At 61.5% G+C, this 16,938-nt stretch carries 11 protein-coding genes and 1 pseudogene; 3 read left to right on the forward strand and 9 right to left on the reverse strand.

The features are described from left to right. Positions 1–43: 43 nt before the first annotated feature. The gene (gene aruF, locus M5B42_RS30140; protein ID WP_100944744.1) at positions 44–1,063 is read right to left on the reverse strand and encodes an arginine/ornithine succinyltransferase subunit alpha; all 1,020 of its coding nucleotides are present in this window, start codon (positions 1,061–1,063) and stop codon (positions 44–46) included. 212 nt (positions 1,064–1,275) lie between these two features. Continuing rightward, complete coding sequence (locus M5B42_RS30145) at positions 1,276–2,496, reverse strand: aspartate aminotransferase family protein (RefSeq protein ID WP_100944745.1); 1,221 nt, start codon at positions 2,494–2,496, stop codon at positions 1,276–1,278. A 264-nt stretch (positions 2,497–2,760) separates the two neighbouring features. Between M5B42_RS30145 and M5B42_RS30150 the strand changes: the two genes are divergently transcribed. After that, a complete protein-coding gene (locus M5B42_RS30150; protein WP_248747882.1) occupies positions 2,761–7,725 on the forward strand; it encodes a DUF6543 domain-containing protein in 4,965 nt (1,654 codons plus the stop codon). A 3-nt stretch (positions 7,726–7,728) separates the two neighbouring features. On the opposite strand, the gene M5B42_RS30155 is transcribed toward M5B42_RS30150, so the two are convergent. The 7 genes from M5B42_RS30155 to acs form a co-directional block, all read right to left on the reverse strand. Continuing rightward, positions 7,729–8,721 carry a GlxA family transcriptional regulator gene (locus M5B42_RS30155; protein WP_103496552.1) on the reverse strand — a complete coding sequence of 331 codons (993 nt, stop codon included), beginning with the start codon at positions 8,719–8,721 and terminating at the stop codon, positions 7,729–7,731. Positions 8,722–8,845: 124 nt separating this feature from the next. Continuing rightward, complete coding sequence (locus tag M5B42_RS30160) at positions 8,846–9,610, reverse strand: ATP-binding cassette domain-containing protein (protein WP_103496548.1); 765 nt, start codon at positions 9,608–9,610, stop codon at positions 8,846–8,848. Between the two features lie 28 nt (positions 9,611–9,638). Continuing rightward, positions 9,639–10,751, reverse strand: coding sequence for a succinylglutamate desuccinylase/aspartoacylase family protein (locus M5B42_RS30165; RefSeq protein ID WP_103496549.1), 1,113 nt, complete (start codon positions 10,749–10,751; stop codon positions 9,639–9,641). 2 nt (positions 10,752–10,753) lie between these two features. Then, entirely contained in the window at positions 10,754–11,452 is a 699-nt protein-coding gene (locus M5B42_RS30170) for an ABC transporter permease (protein WP_248747883.1), read from the reverse strand. Then, positions 11,449–12,138: an ABC transporter permease gene (locus tag M5B42_RS30175; RefSeq protein WP_100944750.1), complete on the reverse strand. Its 690-nt coding sequence runs from the start codon at positions 12,136–12,138 to the stop codon at positions 11,449–11,451. The genes M5B42_RS30170 and M5B42_RS30175 overlap by 4 nt, the downstream gene beginning before the upstream one ends. A 91-nt stretch (positions 12,139–12,229) precedes the next feature. Further along, positions 12,230–13,006 carry an ABC transporter substrate-binding protein gene (locus M5B42_RS30180; RefSeq protein WP_248747884.1) on the reverse strand — a complete coding sequence of 259 codons (777 nt, stop codon included), beginning with the start codon at positions 13,004–13,006 and terminating at the stop codon, positions 12,230–12,232. A gap of 661 nt (positions 13,007–13,667) precedes the next feature. Next, on the reverse strand, positions 13,668–15,623 hold the full coding sequence (gene acs / locus M5B42_RS30185; protein WP_248747885.1) for an acetate--CoA ligase: 1,956 nt from the start codon (positions 15,621–15,623) through the stop codon (positions 13,668–13,670). 414 nt (positions 15,624–16,037) lie between these two features. On the opposite strand from acs, the gene M5B42_RS30190 reads away from it, so the two are divergent. After that, complete coding sequence (locus M5B42_RS30190; protein WP_100944753.1) at positions 16,038–16,301, forward strand: DUF2790 domain-containing protein; 264 nt, start codon at positions 16,038–16,040, stop codon at positions 16,299–16,301. Positions 16,302–16,740: 439 nt separating this feature from the next. Continuing rightward, positions 16,741–16,938 (forward strand): annotated as a pseudogene (locus tag M5B42_RS30195) (ribonucleotide-diphosphate reductase subunit beta); the annotation flags it as partial.

Genomic DNA, 16,938 nt, shown 5'->3' on the forward strand with positions numbered 1-16,938 from the left:
GGTGCCCGCGAAACTCGCTGTAAGGCTGCTTTCGATACCGGCCTTAAACCGCTACCAGGCGCACGCTGGCACCTTCGCCGACGCCCAAGGCTTCGGCGGCTTGCAGGTCCAGGGTGACCGGTTTGCCCGGCGCATAATCGAGCTCCAGCAACACCGCGCGGTAATCCTGCAGCAGCGCGTTGGACACCAGGTACTGGCGTCCGCCGCCCTTGTAGGCGTCACCGATCTTCACCGGCACCACCCGGCTCTGGGCGATGGAGCGAATCCCGCTGACCCGCGCATGCAGGGTCGGGCCGCCGTCGAAGATGTCGATGTAATGATCGGTTTCGAAGCCTTCGCGCATCAGGATGTCGAAGGTGATCTGCGCACGCGGGTGCACCTGGCCCATCGCCTCCTGGGCGGCGTCCGGCAGCAACGGCACGTAGATCGGGTAATGCGGCATCAGTTCGGCGAGGAAGGTCCGGCTTTTCAGGCCACACAGGCGCTCGGCCGCCGCGTAGTTCAGGTCGAAGAAGTTGCGACCGATGGCGTCCCAGAACGGCGAGTCACCGTGTTCGTCGCTGTAACCGACGATCTCGGTCACCACCGAATCGGCGAAGCGCTCCGGATGGCTGGCGACGAACAGCAGGCGCCCACGGGAATTGAGTTCCGACCAGGTCGAACCGACCAACTCCGGGACCACGTAGAAGCTGGTCAGCAGGCTGTTGCCGGTCAGGTCATGGCACTGCGAAAGCACATGGATCTTGTTGTGGATCTTCAGCTCGCGGGACGCATGCACGAAGGTCTCGTTACGGAAGCTGTAGAACGGCTCCGAGTAACCGGCCGAGGCAACAATCGCCGAGCAGCCCGCCAACTTGCCGGTGGCCGTGTCTTCGAGCACGAAGAAATAGCTTTCTTCGCCATTGAAGCTGACTTCGGCGGCAAACGAGGCTTCGCTTGCCGCGATCTTGTCGCGCAGGCGACCTTCGTCGTCCGGCAGGGAAGTGACACCGATCGGGCTGTCCGCGGCCAGGCGCCGTACCTCGTCCAGGTCAGCCATTTGCGCGGGGCGCATCACCAGCATGGTGTCACTCCTTCAATCCAGAACAGGTCGGTGTGTACCGACAGAAAAAAATACCGGGGTAGGAGCGAGCTTGCTCGCGATGGTGGCCCAGGCACCACGGGGTATCGGATGCCCCGCGTTATCGTTGACGATCATCGCGAGCAAGCTCGCTCCTACAGGTACAGGAAATTTGGCCCGCTGGCAGCCATCCCGGGCCACCAGCGGGAGGTCCATCAGGCTTGCGTCAGCTTGGCCACGGCGCGCTCGAAGCGATCCAGGCCTTCATTGATGTCCGCGTCTTCAACCACCAGGCTCGGGGCGAAACGAATCACGTCCGGGCCGGCTTGCAGGATCATCAGGTTTTCTTTTTCCGCGGCGTTGAACACGTCCTTGGCCTTGCCCTTCCAGGCATCGGCCAACACGCAGCCGAGCAACAGGCCCATGCCACGGACCTGGGTAAACAGGCCGTATTTGGCGCCGATCTGCTCCAGGCGGGTCTTGAACAGGTCGTGCTTGGCTTTCACGCCGCTCAACACCTGCGGGGTGTTGATCACGTCGATCACCGCGTTGCCGACCGCACACGCCAGCGGGTTACCACCGTAGGTGGTGCCGTGGGTGCCGACCACCAGATGCTTGGCCAGCGCTTCGGTGGTGAGCATCGCGGCAATCGGGAAACCGCCGCCCAGGCTCTTGGCGCTGGTGAGGATGTCCGGGGTCACGCCGTATTCCATATAGGCGAACAGCGAGCCGCTACGGCCCATGCCGGTCTGTACTTCGTCGAACACCAGCAGCGCGTCGTGCTGGTTGCACAGCTCGCGGGCGCCTTGCAGGTAGGCCAGCTCGGCCGGCAGCACGCCACCCTCGCCCTGGATCGGTTCCAGCACCACGGCACAGGTCTTGTCCGAGATAGCGGCTTTCAGCGCGTCGAGGTCATTGAACGGCACATGGGTGATGCCGGTGATCTTCGGACCGAAGCCGTCGGAATACTTCGACTGGCCACCCACGTTCACGGTGAACAGGGTGCGACCGTGGAAGCTGTTCAGTGCGGCGATGATCTCGTATTTTTCCGAACCGAAGCGGTCGAACGCGACACGACGGGCCAGCTTGAAGGCGGCCTCGTTGGCTTCGGCGCCGGAGTTGCAGAAGAACACGCGCTCGGCGAAGGTCGCGTCCACCAGCTTCTTGGCCAGGCGCAGGGCCGGCTCGTTGGTGAAGACGTTGGATACGTGCCACAGGTTGTTCGCCTGCTCGGTCAGCGCACCGACCAGCGCCGGGTGCGCGTGGCCCAAGACGTTAACCGCGATACCGCCGGCGAAATCGATCAGCTCCCGGCCCGCCTGGTCCCATACTCGGGAACCCGCGCCGCGCACAGGAATAAAAGCCGCAGGTGCGTAGTTGGGAACCATGACCTGGTCGAAATCGGCGCGGTGCACCGGAGCTTGCTCAACGGACATCGGAGTCTCCTGAAGAGGAACGCCTGCCTGGAACTGGCGAGCGATGGGGGGATTGTAAGGACAGTTTTAGGTCAGGCCTTGCCGCCAAGCGACAACTTCTTATAGCGCCAAACCGGGTTTTGCCGAGGTTGTCGGCAATGCGACAAATTGCGTCGCAAAGGCGCAGTTTAAACGCTGGCCCGGGTTTTGGTATCTATTTAGGCACGGCTGTCCCCGGGCGCTGGATAGCCTCGCAGCTTTATCCGCCGCACGAGAAACCGCGCCATGCCGACGCCCGCCGAAACAGACCTGCCGCACTCCCCCGATAATTTCGAACTGATCAAAAACAAACTGCCGGATTGGCTGAAAAACGCCCCCCGCACCCTGCTTCAAGCCCATGGCGACAGCCTGATGCTGACCCACACCCACAAGGCCAGGCTGGCCGAGTACCTGCAAGCCTTGCAGGGCCTTGAGGCCTTTGCCGTGCCGATCCTGTCCAACGCCATGAAAACACGCTTCGGACACGTACTGGACCCGCAACGCGACCGGATCAACGGCGTGCGACTGATCACCGCCGCGACACTCTCGACGCCGCGCAAGGTCTCCGTCGTCGATATGAGCCTGCTGGAGGCGGCCCTGAAGAACTTCATCGCGCCCCGGCATGAGAACCTGGTTTTTTATAATGAATCCAGTCTGTACCGCCGGGTCAACGCCAGACAGAACCGGCCCATCCAGACCTTCACGCTCCGAGCATTCGTCGAGCTGTGCCGGGAACTGGATATCGGTGGCCAGTACGACCGCCACATGAGCGCGGTACTGCTGCCGAAAAAGCCCTCCGGCGAAGCTGACAACCGCTTTCGCGATCAATTTGAACTCAGCGAACGCTACGAACTGATCACCCAGACCCATATTGCCCTGATGAAAGGCAATATCAGCCGCTCGACCCACCAGTTTCTGCTGGCCGCCAGCCAACAGGATCGCTTGCCCTACTGGGACGGCAAGCCCGTGAGCTGCTGCGAACTGCAAATGTTCAACTTCAAAACGCCTCTCAGCAGTTCGACCGGCGTCACGCTCAAAGGCGCCCTGCTGATTGAACACCAGGACGCCCTGGTCGCGCGCAACCGTCCCTGCATCGTCTATTTGAGCGGCGATCCGGAGCAGGCGCTCAAGCAATACGTCAGCTTCGAGGCGTTCGAACAGGAACTGGGCCACCGCCTGGGCCGCATCGACTACCGGAGCTTCTTCAACCGCTACATCAACCAGCGTACCCAATCGGCTTTTCTCAGCGCCCTCGAACGCCACCTTGACACCTCAGGCACGACGACCGACCTGCAACTCAAACGTTTTCCGCTAATCGGCCACCCGCTACGCGAGCTCCATACCCAGCACCTGGTCAAGCTGCTGGACGATGGCAATTTCAGCGCCGTGCCAGTGGCCGATATCGACCGCCATGACCACCGGGACTACCTGCAATCGCTGGGCAATATCGGCCTGAACCTGCTGAACGTCGCCGCCCTGTTCGTCCCCGGCCTGGGCGAAGCGATGCTGGCGGTGGCCGGTGCACAAATGTTCAGCCAGATCTACAACGGCATTGAGGACTGGCGTCACGACGAGCGCGAGCAAGGCCTCCAGGGGCTTATCGGCGTCACCCTGAACCTGGCGCTGATTGGCGGCATCACCGTGGTCGCCCACCGCTTCGCCGGGGCCGGACTGGTCAAGGATCTGAAACAGGTAACCCTGCCCACTGGCGAAAGCACCCTGTGGAAACCCGACCTGACACCCTACGAGCAATCATCGATACTGCCCGAAAACGCACAACCGAACGCCAGCGGCCTATATGAAGTCAACGACCACCAATACCTCAAACAAGGTGACAAGGCCTATAAAGTCGAACTGAACCCGCTGGGCAATCGTGGCCGGATCAAACACCCCCGCCGCCCCAACCAATACTCACCAACCTTCAGGCATAACGGTGCCGGTGCCTGGTTTCACGAACTGGAGAACCCCTTGCAGTGGCAAGGCCCGCAGTTGATGCACCGCCTGAGCCTGGCCGGCGAAGCCTTTTCCGACCTCGACGCAGCGCGGATCATGGCCGTCAGCGACACCGACGAAGCCCTGCTGCGCCGGGTGCATTTCGATAGCCAGCGGCCCCCGGCACTGCTCAAGGACAGCCTGCTGCGCTTTCGCCTCGACCGCGATATCCAGCGTTTTATCGAGCAGATGGCCCGCGGCGAGGCCACGCCTGACGAGAGCATGCAGGAGCAGATCCTGCTCGACTTCTGGCAATCGCAACCCAAGGCACTACGGTTTGTGGACGATCAGGGACAAGTGGTCATGGAGACCGTGCGCAGCGGCACGGCCCAGGGACAACGGGTGGTCATCTCGCTCGACCCATTGCACAACGGTGATCTGCTCAAGACCGTGCTGAACTCGCCCGACCTCGATGAAAGCGATATCCGCGGACTGCTGGGGGAAAGCCAGAATTTCGCCACCCCCGCCGAAAAGCCGGAAACGCGGCTGCTGAACTTTCGCAAGCAAATCGCCCGCCATGCCCACCTGCGCCGAAAAGCCCTGTTCGAATCGCAATACCGGTTTCGCACTCAATCACAGGATCCCTCGGTGGGTGTTCTGCAAAAGGCGTTTCCCGAGCTGCCCGTGGCCGTGCTCGAAGAGCTCGCCGAACAGGCCAGCGGCGCACAACTGCAAGCCTTGCGCGAGTCCGCCCAAATCGCCCCGGGCATCGCCGACGAAGCCGCCTTGTATCAGCAGCAAGTGCGCCTGGCCCGCGCCCGCGAGGGGCTGTACCTGGCGTCGAGCGGCAATGCCGACAGCGAAAAACTGATCCTGCACAGCGTGCAACGCCTCCCGGGCTGGTCCACGCAAGTGCGCATCGAGATACGCGCGCAATCCTCGACCGGGCCGTTGCTCGACAGTATCGGTGCCAGCAACGCGCCGATCCGCAAAGTGCTGATCAAGGAAAACGACCTGTACCAGGCCCGCGATGCCCTGGACCAGGAACTGCACGATTCCGACGATCTCTACGCATCGCTGCTGCATGCCCTGCCAGACACCCAGCGCAGTGAACTGGGCTACCCCAATCCCAAGCAGAGTGCCCAACTCCAGCAAGCCGTGCAGAACAGCCGCCTGCCGGGGCCTGATGAAATCCGCCAGTTGCTGGATATGCCACCCGCCATCCCCAGTGAACCATCGCCCATGGCCTTGGCCAAGAGGCGCCCCGGTTATCAACTCAGCGGTCGCGGAGCGCCCCAGGCGGGCAGTCGCTGGGCCCTCGAAGATCGGGTAGCCCGGCTGTTCCCGAGCTTTTCCGATGAGCAGATCCGGCAATTTATCGGCAGCCTGAACAGCATGCGGGTCTTTGATGAAATACGGCAGCTGGAGCAGGCCTACGAACAACTGACGGAAGAACTGGAGCTATGGTCGTTCATCACCTCCTCCTCTCACCCGGTCAGCGGGGAACGCCTGAGCCTGATGCAGCGCCTCAACCAGCAACGCACCCGCGCCCAGTTCGCCGAAGCCATCCGGCGTTGCTGGCGCCGTGAACCCGACCTGTTCTACTCCAACAATCCCGATGAGCACGGCTACACCCTCAGCGCCAATGGCCTGCTGGGGGAACTGCCCGAACTGTCCGTCGACTTCAACCACGTCCGCTACCTGAACCTGGTGGCCGACTCCCCGGCCCGGGAGCTGGGCCAGTTCATGGAACACTTTCCCAATCTGCGCCGGCTCTCCATACGCGGCTTCCAACTCAACAGCCTGCCCGAATCGATCACACGCGGGCCGCTGACCGAGTTGAGCCTGATCAACTGCAATCTGCGCCTGAACGTCCAGACGAGACAAGCACTCACCGGCATGCGAGCCCTGGAGATTCTCGACCTCAGCCGCAACCCCCTCGGCCTGGTCCCAGACCTGCGTCAACTGCTTGCACTGGCGGTCGTCGACCTGAGTCACACCGGGATCAACGCGATTCCCGATGGACTGTTCGAACTGCCGCGATTGGAAGCCGCCCTGCTCAACGACAACGCCATCAGCGACCTGCCGCAGACGCTCAACGAGATCTCCGGCGAGCTCGGTTCCGGCCTGGAGCTGAACGGCAACCCGCTGTCCGAGACCAGCCTGCAACGCGCCCGGGACTATTACCGCAGAACCGGCCACTCGCTCGGCGTTCAGTCCCTGGCCGAGCGAACACGTATCCAGGCGCTCTATCCGGGCCTGAATGGCGAACAGCTGGAGAGTTTCATCCGGGCTCAACCGCGAGTCCTCGAGGACTCCTTGAACCAGTTGAGCCGACTGGAAGCCCAATACCGCCAACTGCGCGCCGATCTGCAGGCCTGGAGCGGCGATGTCCCCACGCATCACCCGCAAACGCAGGAGCCATTGAGTCCGGTCGAGTTGGCACTGGAAAGTCTGAACCGAGACGACTTTGCCCAACAACTGCAACGGAGCTGGCAACGCCAGAGCGAAGAAATACTGCCCGACGGCACACGCTTGTATAGCTTCTCTTTCACCCAGAGGATCACCGGCAGACTGCCCGCGCTTTCAGCCGACTTCAGTCATATCGCCCGCCTGGAGCTCCATGGTTACGGCGCCAGCGACGGGCTCGATGGCTTCCTCCACAGTTTCCCCCATCTACGCGCGCTGTATGCCTCCAGTTTTATCGACCGGGATTTTCCCGCCGCGATTTTCGATATGCCGCACTTGAGAAACCTGGATCTGCCCTATGGCCAGATCCAACTGAGCGACACCACGCACCAGCAGCTCGCGGACATGACCGGCCTGCAGATGCTTGATCTGTCCGGCAACCCGCTGCAACCGGACCCGCCGCGCACCGAGGGCATGCTGCTGACACCGAACATCGCACGGATGACCGACCTGAGAGTGCTCGACCTGAGCGACAGCGGCCTCGAACAGATACCCGAGGGACTGTTCGGACTCCGTGTGCTGGGGATTGCCGACTTGCGCGACAACCAGATCCGAGACATACCGGAAAGCCTGTTCGAAGTCCCGACCTCGCAAGCGGTGACCTATGACTTCAGGAACAATCCCCTGAGCGAGGCCAGCCTGCAAAGAGTCCGCAGCTACAGGGAGCTGAACGGCGGTGTGCAGCAGGTCAGAATCCTGATCGGCGACGATGTGAGCAGCGGCGAAGAGAGTGAAAGCGACAGCGACAATGGCGGCAGTGTTCCGCCGGCGGCATCCCCCATAACGCCGCCCACGCCCCGCGAAGAATAAGCCTTAGCCGCGTTCCGAAGGCACAGACGACAACTCGAACGGACTGCTGCTGCGCCGCTGGTTGCGATCTTCACGGGGTGTGGCGCCAAAGAAGTTGCGATAGGCGCTGGAGAAGTGCGGCCCCGAGGAGAAACCGCAGGACAGGCCGATCTGGATGATCGACTTGCTGGTCTGCATCAGCATCTGCCGGGCCTTGTTCAGGCGCAGTTCCAGGTAATACTGGCTCGGCACGCGGTTGAGGTACTGCTTGAAGATCCGCTCCAACTGGCGCCGCGACACACAGACATGCTGGGCAATCTCGTCGGTGGTCAGCGGTTCCTCGATATTGGCCTCCATCAGCAGCACGGCCTGGGTCAGCTTCGGATGGCTGGAGCCCAGGCGGTTCTGCAATGGAATACGCTGGCGCTCGCCGCCTTCGCGGATGCGCTCGACCACCAGCTCCTCGGAAACCGCGCCGGCCAACTCGGCACCGTGGTCACGGGCGAGTACCGCCAGCAACAGGTCCAGCACCGACAAGCCGCCACAGGCGGTCAGGCGATCACGGTCCCAGTCGAACAGATGACTGGTGGCGATCACCTTGGGAAAACGTTCGGCGAAATCATCCTGCCAGCGCCAGTGCACCGCTGCACGATACCCGTCGAGCAAACCGAGTTGGGCCAGCGGGTAGACCCCGGCGGACAAACCGGCCACCACGCAACCGGCACGAACCAGTTGCTTGAGGGCACTGCTCAAGGCCGGCGCCAGGCTGGTGGGCGGCTCGTCGGCCAGCAGGAAGAGTTTCTGGAAGCCTTCCAGCTTGCCGGCCCAGGGCTCGCCCGGCAGTTGCCAGCCACCACCGGCCAAGGCCTCGCCAGGCACTTCGGCCTGCAGGAAAGACAATTCGTAGACGACTTCCGGATGCACCCGCTGTGCGACACGCAAGGCCTCCTCGGCCAGCGCCAGCGTCAAGGCTTGGGTGCTGGGCCAAATCAGGAAACCAATTCGATGGGCAGTCATGGCAGGCAATCCGAAAACAGAACAGAGTGAAAAGCCGAGGGCAACCAACTCAAAGTAGACCACGCCGCGCTCGGCGCGCAGCATGACCTATTTGGGTGCGCAACGGCAGCATAAAAAGCGACGACTATTTCAGACTGCCGGAGAGGAATTGCTGCAGACGCTCGGACTGCGGGTTGGACAACACCTCGCGCGGATTACCGCGTTCTTCGACCACGCCTTGGTGCAGGAACACCAGCTGGTTGGAGACTTCACGGGCAAAGCCCATCTCGTGGGTCACCACCACCATGGTCCGGCCTTCCTGGGCCAGGGCCTGCATCACCTTCAGCACGTCGCCCACCAGCTCGGGGTCGAGGGCCGAGGTCGGCTCGTCGAACAGCATCACTTCCGGCTCCACCGCCAGCGCCCGGGCAATCGCCACGCGCTGCTGCTCGCCGCCGGACATATGGCCCGGGTAGGCGTCCTTGCGATGCGCCACGCCGACTTTCGCCAGGTAGTACTCGGCCTTTTCCAGCGCCTCTTTCTTCGACATGCCGAGGACGTGAATCGGTGCCTCGATAATGTTTTCCAACGCGGTCATATGCGACCACAGGTTGAAATGCTGGAACACCATCGACAGCCGCGAACGCATGCGCTGCAACTGTTTCGGGTCGGCGGCCTTCAGCGCGCCGTCCTTGCCGGCCACCAGCTTCAACTCTTCATTGTTCAGCAGGATGCGCCCGGCATAGGGCTGTTCCAGCAGGTTGATGCAGCGCAGGAAAGTACTTTTGCCGGAGCCACTGGAGCCGATGATGCTGATCACATCGCCGGCGGCGGCTTCCAGGGACACGCCCTTGAGCACTTCGTGACTGCCATAGCGTTTATGCAGGTCTTGGACTTCAAGCTTGTACATGCGGTCGGTTCTCACAAAAACAGTCAGGTCAGTCGCTGAGCAGGCGTCCGTGGCGAAGCGGTACGCGCCCCGCCACCTTGGCCAGCCAGATCGAGGGTTGGGCGTAACGCAGCCGCTCCACGGCGTACAACACACCGCTCGTGCCGGCACACACGGTGCTGACCCGGTCGGATAACGGATCGATCACTTCGAACAGCGGGTCGCCGGTTTCCACCCAACTGCCCACCGGCACCAGGAAACTCAACACGCCGGGGTGCGGTGCATAGAGCAGCTCGGTGCCTTCGAACGGCATGCCTTCGCAAGGTTCCTGTTGCGCGGCGGGCCATTCGCCATCGATCAGGCCCTGCTCCGCGAGAAACGCCAGAATCCCTTCGGCCTGGGCCTCGGCCTGCTCGCGACCGGTATCGGCCTGGCCACCCAGTTCAATGGTGGTGGCCATGCACGCCAGCGGAATCTGCGCGTCCGGAAACTCCCGGGACAGGCGCAACCACGGCAACGAACAGGCCTCGTCGAACGAGGTGCCGCCCGACTCTTCCGCCAGCAGCCCGACACGAACCTTGAGGTGCGCCGCCAGGGAACGCCACTGCGGCCAGTGCTGGGGAAAGGTGTACATGTGCAACGCGGCTTCACAATCGCAATGCAGGTCGAGCACCAGGTCGGCATCGCAGGCGTGGCTCAGCAGCACCCGCTGCATGCCTTGCAACTGACTGGTCGCCGCCGGCAACGAAGCCAGCACCTCAAGCATGGCCTGGCGAATCAGTCGGATGTTGGCATGCGGATCATCGCCCAGACGGTCTTTCACCAGGGCGCTGACCGGCTCGGTCAACTGGACAAAATCGCGATTGAAGTTCTTGCCGCTGCCGTACTCGAAACGGCCTTGATGATTACCTTGCAGCAACTGGCCGAGACCGATCGGATTGGCCACCGGGACCAGCTCGATCACGCCCTTGAGGGCACCGCGGGCTTCCAGCTCGACCAGGCGCTTTTTCAGCTCCCAGGCCGTGCGCATGCCCGGTAACTCGTCGGCATGCAGGCTGGCCTGGATATAGGCCTTGCGCTCGCCACTGCCGAAACGGAACACCGACAGCTGGCGCTCCGTGCCCAGGCTGCCCCAGGGCAAAGGATGATCGATACGTTGCATAGTCAGTGCTTCCTCGGCGCCAGGTAACCCAACCAGCGGCGTTCAGCCAACTTGAACAGCCGCACCAGGATAAAGGTCAGGCACAGGTAGAACGCGCCGGCGGTGATGTAGGCCTCGAACGGCAGGTAATACTGGGCGTTGACGGTACGGGCGGCACCGGTGATGTCGATCAGGGTGACGATGGACGCCAGGCTGGTGGTCTGCAGCATCATGATCACTTCGTTGCTGTACTGCGGCAGCGCCCGGCGCAGGGCCGACGGCAGCAGGATGCGGCGGTACATCTTGTAGCGCGACATGCCCATGGCCTTGGCCGCCTCGATCTCGCCATTGGGCGTGGCCCGCAGGCTGCCGGCGATGATTTCGGCGGTGTAGGCGCTGGTGTTGATGGCAAAGGCCAGGCAGGCACAGAAGGTCGCGCTCGACAGCCAGGGCCAGAGGACACTCTCGCGCACCGCCTCGAACTGGGCCAGGCCGTAGTAGATCAGGAACAGCTGCACCAGCATCGGTGTACCACGGATCACGTAGGTGTAGAGCCAGGCGCTGATGTTCACCACCGGCTGCTTGGACACCCGCATCAGCCCCAGGGGCAATGCCGCCAGCAGACCGAACAGCAACGACAAGGCCAGCAGCTTCAAAGTGGTCAGCAGGCCGCCGAGGTACAGCGGCATGGCTGCCCAGATGACGTTGTAGTCGAAGATCATAGATCAGCCGCCCTTACGCCTACCGAGTAGCGCTTCTCAAGGTGACGCAATGCCAGCAACGAAACACTGGTGATCACCAGGTACATCGCCGCCACCGCGAGGAAGAAGGTGAAAGGCTCGCGGGTGGCATCCGCCGCCTGCTTGGCCTTGAACATCATGTCTTGCAGACCGACCACGGAAATCAGCGCGGTGGCCTTGGTCAGCACCAGCCAGTTGTTGGTGAAACCGGGAATCGCCAGGCGAATCATCTGCGGCACCAGCACCCGGAAAAACACTTGCAGGCTGCTCATGCCGTAGGACATGCCGGCTTCGGCCTGGCCCTTGGGGATCGCCATAAAGGCCCCGCGGAAGGTTTCCGACAGGTAAGCGCCGAAAATAAAACCCAGGGTGCCGATACCGGCGACCAGGGGGTTGAGGTCGATATAGTCGTCAAAGCCGAGCAACGGCGCGACGCGGTTGAGCAGGTCCTGACCACCGTAGAAGATCAGCAGGATCAGCACCAGGTCGGGAATCCCACGGATGACCGTGGCATACAGGTCGCCGAGCCAGGCCAGCCAGCGCACCGGCGACAGGCGCAAGGCCACCCCGATCAAGCCCAGGACAATGGCCAGGGCCATGGACGACAAGGCGAGCTGAAGCGTCAGCCAAACGCCATCGAGGATGACAGCCCCGTAGCCTTTCAACATGATTCAGATCCTCGGAATTAGGGATGAAAAAATGGCGCAAACCTCAGAGCTCCTGCTGCTTGCGCCATTTCGGACTTGTCACCGCGGCGGTTTACTTGCCGTAGATATCGAAGTCGAAGTACTTGTCCTGGATCTGCTTGTACGTGCCGTTGGCACGGATCGCGACGATGGCGGCGTTGATCTTGTCCAGATCGGCCTTGTCGCCTTTGCGCACGGCGATACCGATGCCATCACCGAAGTATTTCTCGTCGGTGAATTGCGGGCCGACGAAGGCGAAGCCCTTGCCGGAATCGGTCTTCAGGAAACCGTCCTGCAACAGGGTGGCGTCAGCCACGGTGCCGTCGAGGCGACCGGCGGCCACGTCCAGGTAGATTTCGTTCTGTGAACCGTAAGGCTTGATTTCAGCGCCCAGCGGCTTGAGGACTTCTTCAGCGAAACGGTTGTGGATCGAACCGCGCTGCACACCGATCTTCTTGCCCTTGAGTTCGGACAGGTTGTCGCTGACAACGGTGCCTTCCTTCATCACCAGGCGCGCCGGGGTGTTGTAGTACTTGTTGGTGAAATCGACCGATTTCTTACGATCGTCTGTGATCGACATCGACGACAGGATGGCGTCGATCTTGCGAACCTTGAGGGCCGGGATCAGGCCGTCGAACTCTTGCTCGACCCAGACGCACTTGACCTTCATCTCTGCGCACAGGGCATTGCCGATGTCGTAGTCGAAACCAACGATACCGCCGTCCGGCGCCTTGGAGGCGAACGGAGGGTAAGCGGCTTCGATACCAATTTTCAGTGGTTTTTCATCGGCGAAGGTCGGCAGCGACAGCACGGACAGTGCCAGGGCGCCAAGCAGCACGAGTTTCTTCATCTTGAGACTCCATCGGTAAAGGGCAAAACGGCAGAGTGAGCAACAGCCCAATATGCGGATGGGAAAGCAGTCTTCGCGTAACGGTCAACGGCGAGCGCGTTCAGCGTGCGCCACAACCAGCGAGTGATCGGCATTCTAACGACAGGTCCGAAGCCGATATTTCCTCAATGCGACAACTAATTACAGAAGCGCCGAGAAAGCGGGATGGACACATTGACAACTCTTGATTTTCATGCAAGAGCGAAAGAAGGGGTAACCGATCTATCCTGCAAATAGCGGGCCTATTATTGGCAAAGCCTTCTATTCCGGCAAGCACGGCGTTCGATGAGATTTAAAAGGCCCAGGATTCGGGCCGAAAACGGGCAGCGGCGTTTCCCTTTGCCCCGTGTCCGGGCAGCAGGTGACACATTTAGTTACCTACCGAAAAATCGGTAACAGAGGGAGGAATTCACAGCAAAAACCGATATTTATCTCACTTCACTCACGGACACCGCCACCTTGTGGGAGCCGGCTTGCTGGCGATGAGGCCCTGAGCCTTGCCGCGCCCTTCCGGCCGCCATCGCCAGCAAGCCGGCTCCTACGGAAACAAGACAGGCCACAGAACGCAAAGAGCCCCGCCCGGCGCAATGCCGGACGGGGCTCAGTCAACCTCGAACGCGTGCTACGCGACGTTCATGGTCTTGTGGGTATCGATCAGATGCTGCACCACGCCCGGGTCCGCCAGGGTGGAGATATCACCCAGGCCGTCGTACTCGCCCGTGGCAATCTTGCGCAGGATCCGTCGCATGATTTTCCCCGAACGGGTCTTCGGCAAGCCCGGCGCCCACTGGATGACATCCGGCGAAGCAATCGGCCCGATTTCCTTGCGCACCCAGTTCTTCAACTCCAGGCGCAACGCTTCGCTGGGCTCTTCGCCACTGTTGAGGGTGACATAGACATAGATGCCCTGCCCCTTGATATCGTGGGGCACACCGACCACCGCCGCTTCGGCGACTTTCGGGTGGGCGACCATGGCGCTTTCGATCTCGGCAGTGCCCATGCGGTGGCCGGAGACGTTCAGCACGTCATCCACGCGCCCGGTGATCCAGTAGTAACCGTCCTCGTCGCGGCGCGCGCCGTCACCGGTGAAATACATGCCACGGAAGGTCTTGAAGTAGGTATCGACGAAACGATCGTGATCGCCGTACAAGGTCCGCGCCTGACCCGGCCACGAATCGAGGATCACCAGGTTGCCTTCGGCGGCGCCCTCGATGATGTTGCCCAGGTTATCCACCAGCGCCGGCACCACGCCGAAGAACGGCCGTGTCGCCGAACCCGGCTTGAGCGCATGGGCGCCCGGCAGCGGGCTCATCATGTTGCCGCCGGTCTCGGTCTGCCACCAGGTGTCGACGATCGGACAGCGCGACTTGCCGACATTCTTGTAGTACCACTCCCAGGCTTCCGGGTTGATCGGCTCGCCCACCGAACCCAGCAGGCGCAGGCTGCTGCCATCGGCGCCTTCGACGGCCGCGGTACCCTGGGCCATCATGGCGCGGATCGCGGTCGGGGCGGTGTAGAGGATATTGACCTGGTGCTTGTCGACGATCTTCGCCACCCGGGTAATGTCCGGGTAGTTCGGCACGCCTTCGAACATCACGGTGGTTGCGCCGTTGGCCAGCGGGCCGTAGACAATGTAGGTGTGGCCGGTGACCCAGCCGACATCGGCGGTGCACCAGTAGACCTCGCCCGGACGGTAGTCGAACACCCGCTCGTGGGTCAGTGCCGCATACAGCAGGTAACCGCCGGTGGTGTGCTGCACGCCCTTCGGCTTGCCAGTGGAGCCCGAGGTGTAGAGGATGAACAGCGCCTCTTCGGCGCCCATCTCTTTCGGCGCACAGACGCTGCCGGCCACCTTCATCAGGTCCTCGAACCAGATATCGCGATGCTGGTTCCATTTGATCGCACCACCGGTGCGCTTGCACACGATGACTTTCTGGACGCTGCTGGTTTCCGGGTTGGTCAGGGCGTCGTCGACGTTGGCCTTGAGGGGGATCTTCTTGCCGGCGCGAACGCCTTCGTCGGCGGTGATCACCACTTTAGAACGGCAGTCGATAATGCGACCGGCCAGGGCCTCCGGCGAGAAACCACCGAACACCACCGAGTGGATCGCGCCGATGCGGGCACAAGCCAGCATCGCAACTGCGGCTTCGGGGATCATCGGCATATAGATGGTCACCACGTCGCCGCGATGCACATCCTGGCCACGCAGGGCGTTGGCGAATTTGCAGACCTGCTCGTGCAGCTCGCGATAGGTGATGTGGCGCGAATCCGCGGGATCGTCGCCTTCCCAGATGATCGCGACCTGATCGCCCCGCTCGGCCAGGTGGCGGTCCAGGCAATTGTAGGAAACGTTCAGGGTGCCGTCGGCAAACCACTTGATATCGACATGGTGATCGTCGAAGGAAGTCTGCTTCACCGTGGTGAAAGGCTTGATCCAATCGAGGCGCTTGGCTTGTTCACGCCAGAAGCCGTCGGGGTTGACGACCGACTGCTGGTACATCGCCTTGTAGGTCGCCTCGTCGGTCAGCGTAGTCGCCAGGACCTCAGGACGAACGGGGTACAGGGAAGCCGCACTCATCTTTCTTACCTCGGTGGATATGTTGTTGTTTTATGACCCTGTTGTAGCCGGGCCTGCGCCATGGAACCATTCGACGATGGTAGTAACAAAACCCTGAAAAACCTCGGTTCAATCGCTGCAAGGCCTCAAGCACGCTGCCTGTAGCGATTTCCGACACCCTGAAAATAACTCAGGAAACGGTCTCCGGAGACGTTTTTCGACGATTGTTACAGGTTTTGTCAATAGTCTTTATCAAAACCCCCTCTATATGAATGTTTTGTAGACTCTTAACATTGATTCCGCCAACTAAGGCAGCGAATTAACTTAGCGACAGCCCCCACGAAGGCCGTTAATTCGAATTCCAATCAACACCGTTCCACACGTGGCCTCACAAGGGCCATGTGACCCCTTACGACCCGAAGAAGGTAAATCGAGATGAAAGCTCTAGTCGTTCTGGCCCTCAGCAGCCTGTGTGCAACCGCCATGGCTGACGAGATTCCAACCGACGTTGCCAGCCACACCGTTCCGGTGGAAGAGTACACTTACAGTTCTCACCCGGATATTCAGAAAGTTATCTCCATGAGTGAAGTTCCGGATGTTTGCGAAGTTGTCCCGGCGCGCATGGTCTATGAAGACTCCCAGGGCGCCCGGCATATCATGGAATACCGCGTCATGGGTAACGGTTGCTCCCACGGTTAATATCCCGGCCTGATCCACCCTTGCAAAACCACCCGCCGCAAGAAGCGCTTCTTGCGGCAAAGGTGTTCCTCCCCGCATCCCCCGCCGCCACGACCTCCGCGCCCCGGTCCGGATCATTTCGCCTCCCTGGCGACAAAAACTGGCTGAAACAAACGGACAGATTCCCTATACTGTCGGCATCCATTCGCGCCTGAAAAAGCGTCGAATCGAGCTGAAAACCCTCGTTGATTCAGGCCCTTGCGGCCCCAGGGGAAGGCCCGGCGCCCTCTCCCGTCGACGACACGGGATCATCCCGTACCTATTCCATGTTTTTGCGTGCACGAACCGCTGCTGCAAGCAACATATCCTTTAGATCCAAAGCGGCCATTGGTCGTGTGACAAGCCAACCATCAGTGTTTTTCACACGGCCATCTGGCCCTCACGCAGGAGACGACACGTCATGCTGAGCTGGGACGAATTCGACAAAGAAGAAGGCGAGGTGGCCGTCAAGGGCGCCAACGCCGGCCACGCCACCGAAGCCAACATGGACCGCCTCGACAGCGCCGGTGGCGCCGCGGCCCAGGAGGCCCGTGCCGTGACCGCTTCCGACTCGGCTGCCATCGCCCGCGCCAAGGCGGCCCTCGATGCCCTGGACGTG

The sequence above is a fragment of the Pseudomonas sp. MWU12-2037 genome, assembly GCF_023242345.1.
GTDB lineage: Bacteria > Pseudomonadota > Gammaproteobacteria > Pseudomonadales > Pseudomonadaceae > Aquipseudomonas > Aquipseudomonas gingeri_D.

Coding starts and splice junctions, on each gene's coding strand:
- acs (WP_248747885.1), bottom strand. CDS start 15,623: ATGAGTGCGGCTTCCCTGTACCCCGTTCGTCCTGAGGTCCTGGCGACT.
- M5B42_RS30155 (WP_103496552.1), bottom strand. CDS start 8,721: ATGACTGCCCATCGAATTGGTTTCCTGATTTGGCCCAGCACCCAAGCC.
- M5B42_RS30180 (WP_248747884.1), bottom strand. CDS start 13,006: ATGAAGAAACTCGTGCTGCTTGGCGCCCTGGCACTGTCCGTGCTGTCG.
- M5B42_RS30170 (WP_248747883.1), bottom strand. CDS start 11,452: ATGATCTTCGACTACAACGTCATCTGGGCAGCCATGCCGCTGTACCTC.
- M5B42_RS30145 (WP_100944745.1), bottom strand. CDS start 2,496: ATGTCCGTTGAGCAAGCTCCGGTGCACCGCGCCGATTTCGACCAGGTC.
- M5B42_RS30190 (WP_100944753.1), top strand. CDS start 16,038: ATGAAAGCTCTAGTCGTTCTGGCCCTCAGCAGCCTGTGTGCAACCGCC.
- M5B42_RS30165 (WP_103496549.1), bottom strand. CDS start 10,751: ATGCAACGTATCGATCATCCTTTGCCCTGGGGCAGCCTGGGCACGGAG.
- M5B42_RS30175 (WP_100944750.1), bottom strand. CDS start 12,138: ATGTTGAAAGGCTACGGGGCTGTCATCCTCGATGGCGTTTGGCTGACG.
- aruF (WP_100944744.1), bottom strand. CDS start 1,063: ATGCTGGTGATGCGCCCCGCGCAAATGGCTGACCTGGACGAGGTACGG.
- M5B42_RS30150 (WP_248747882.1), top strand. CDS start 2,761: ATGCCGACGCCCGCCGAAACAGACCTGCCGCACTCCCCCGATAATTTC.
- M5B42_RS30160 (WP_103496548.1), bottom strand. CDS start 9,610: ATGTACAAGCTTGAAGTCCAAGACCTGCATAAACGCTATGGCAGTCAC.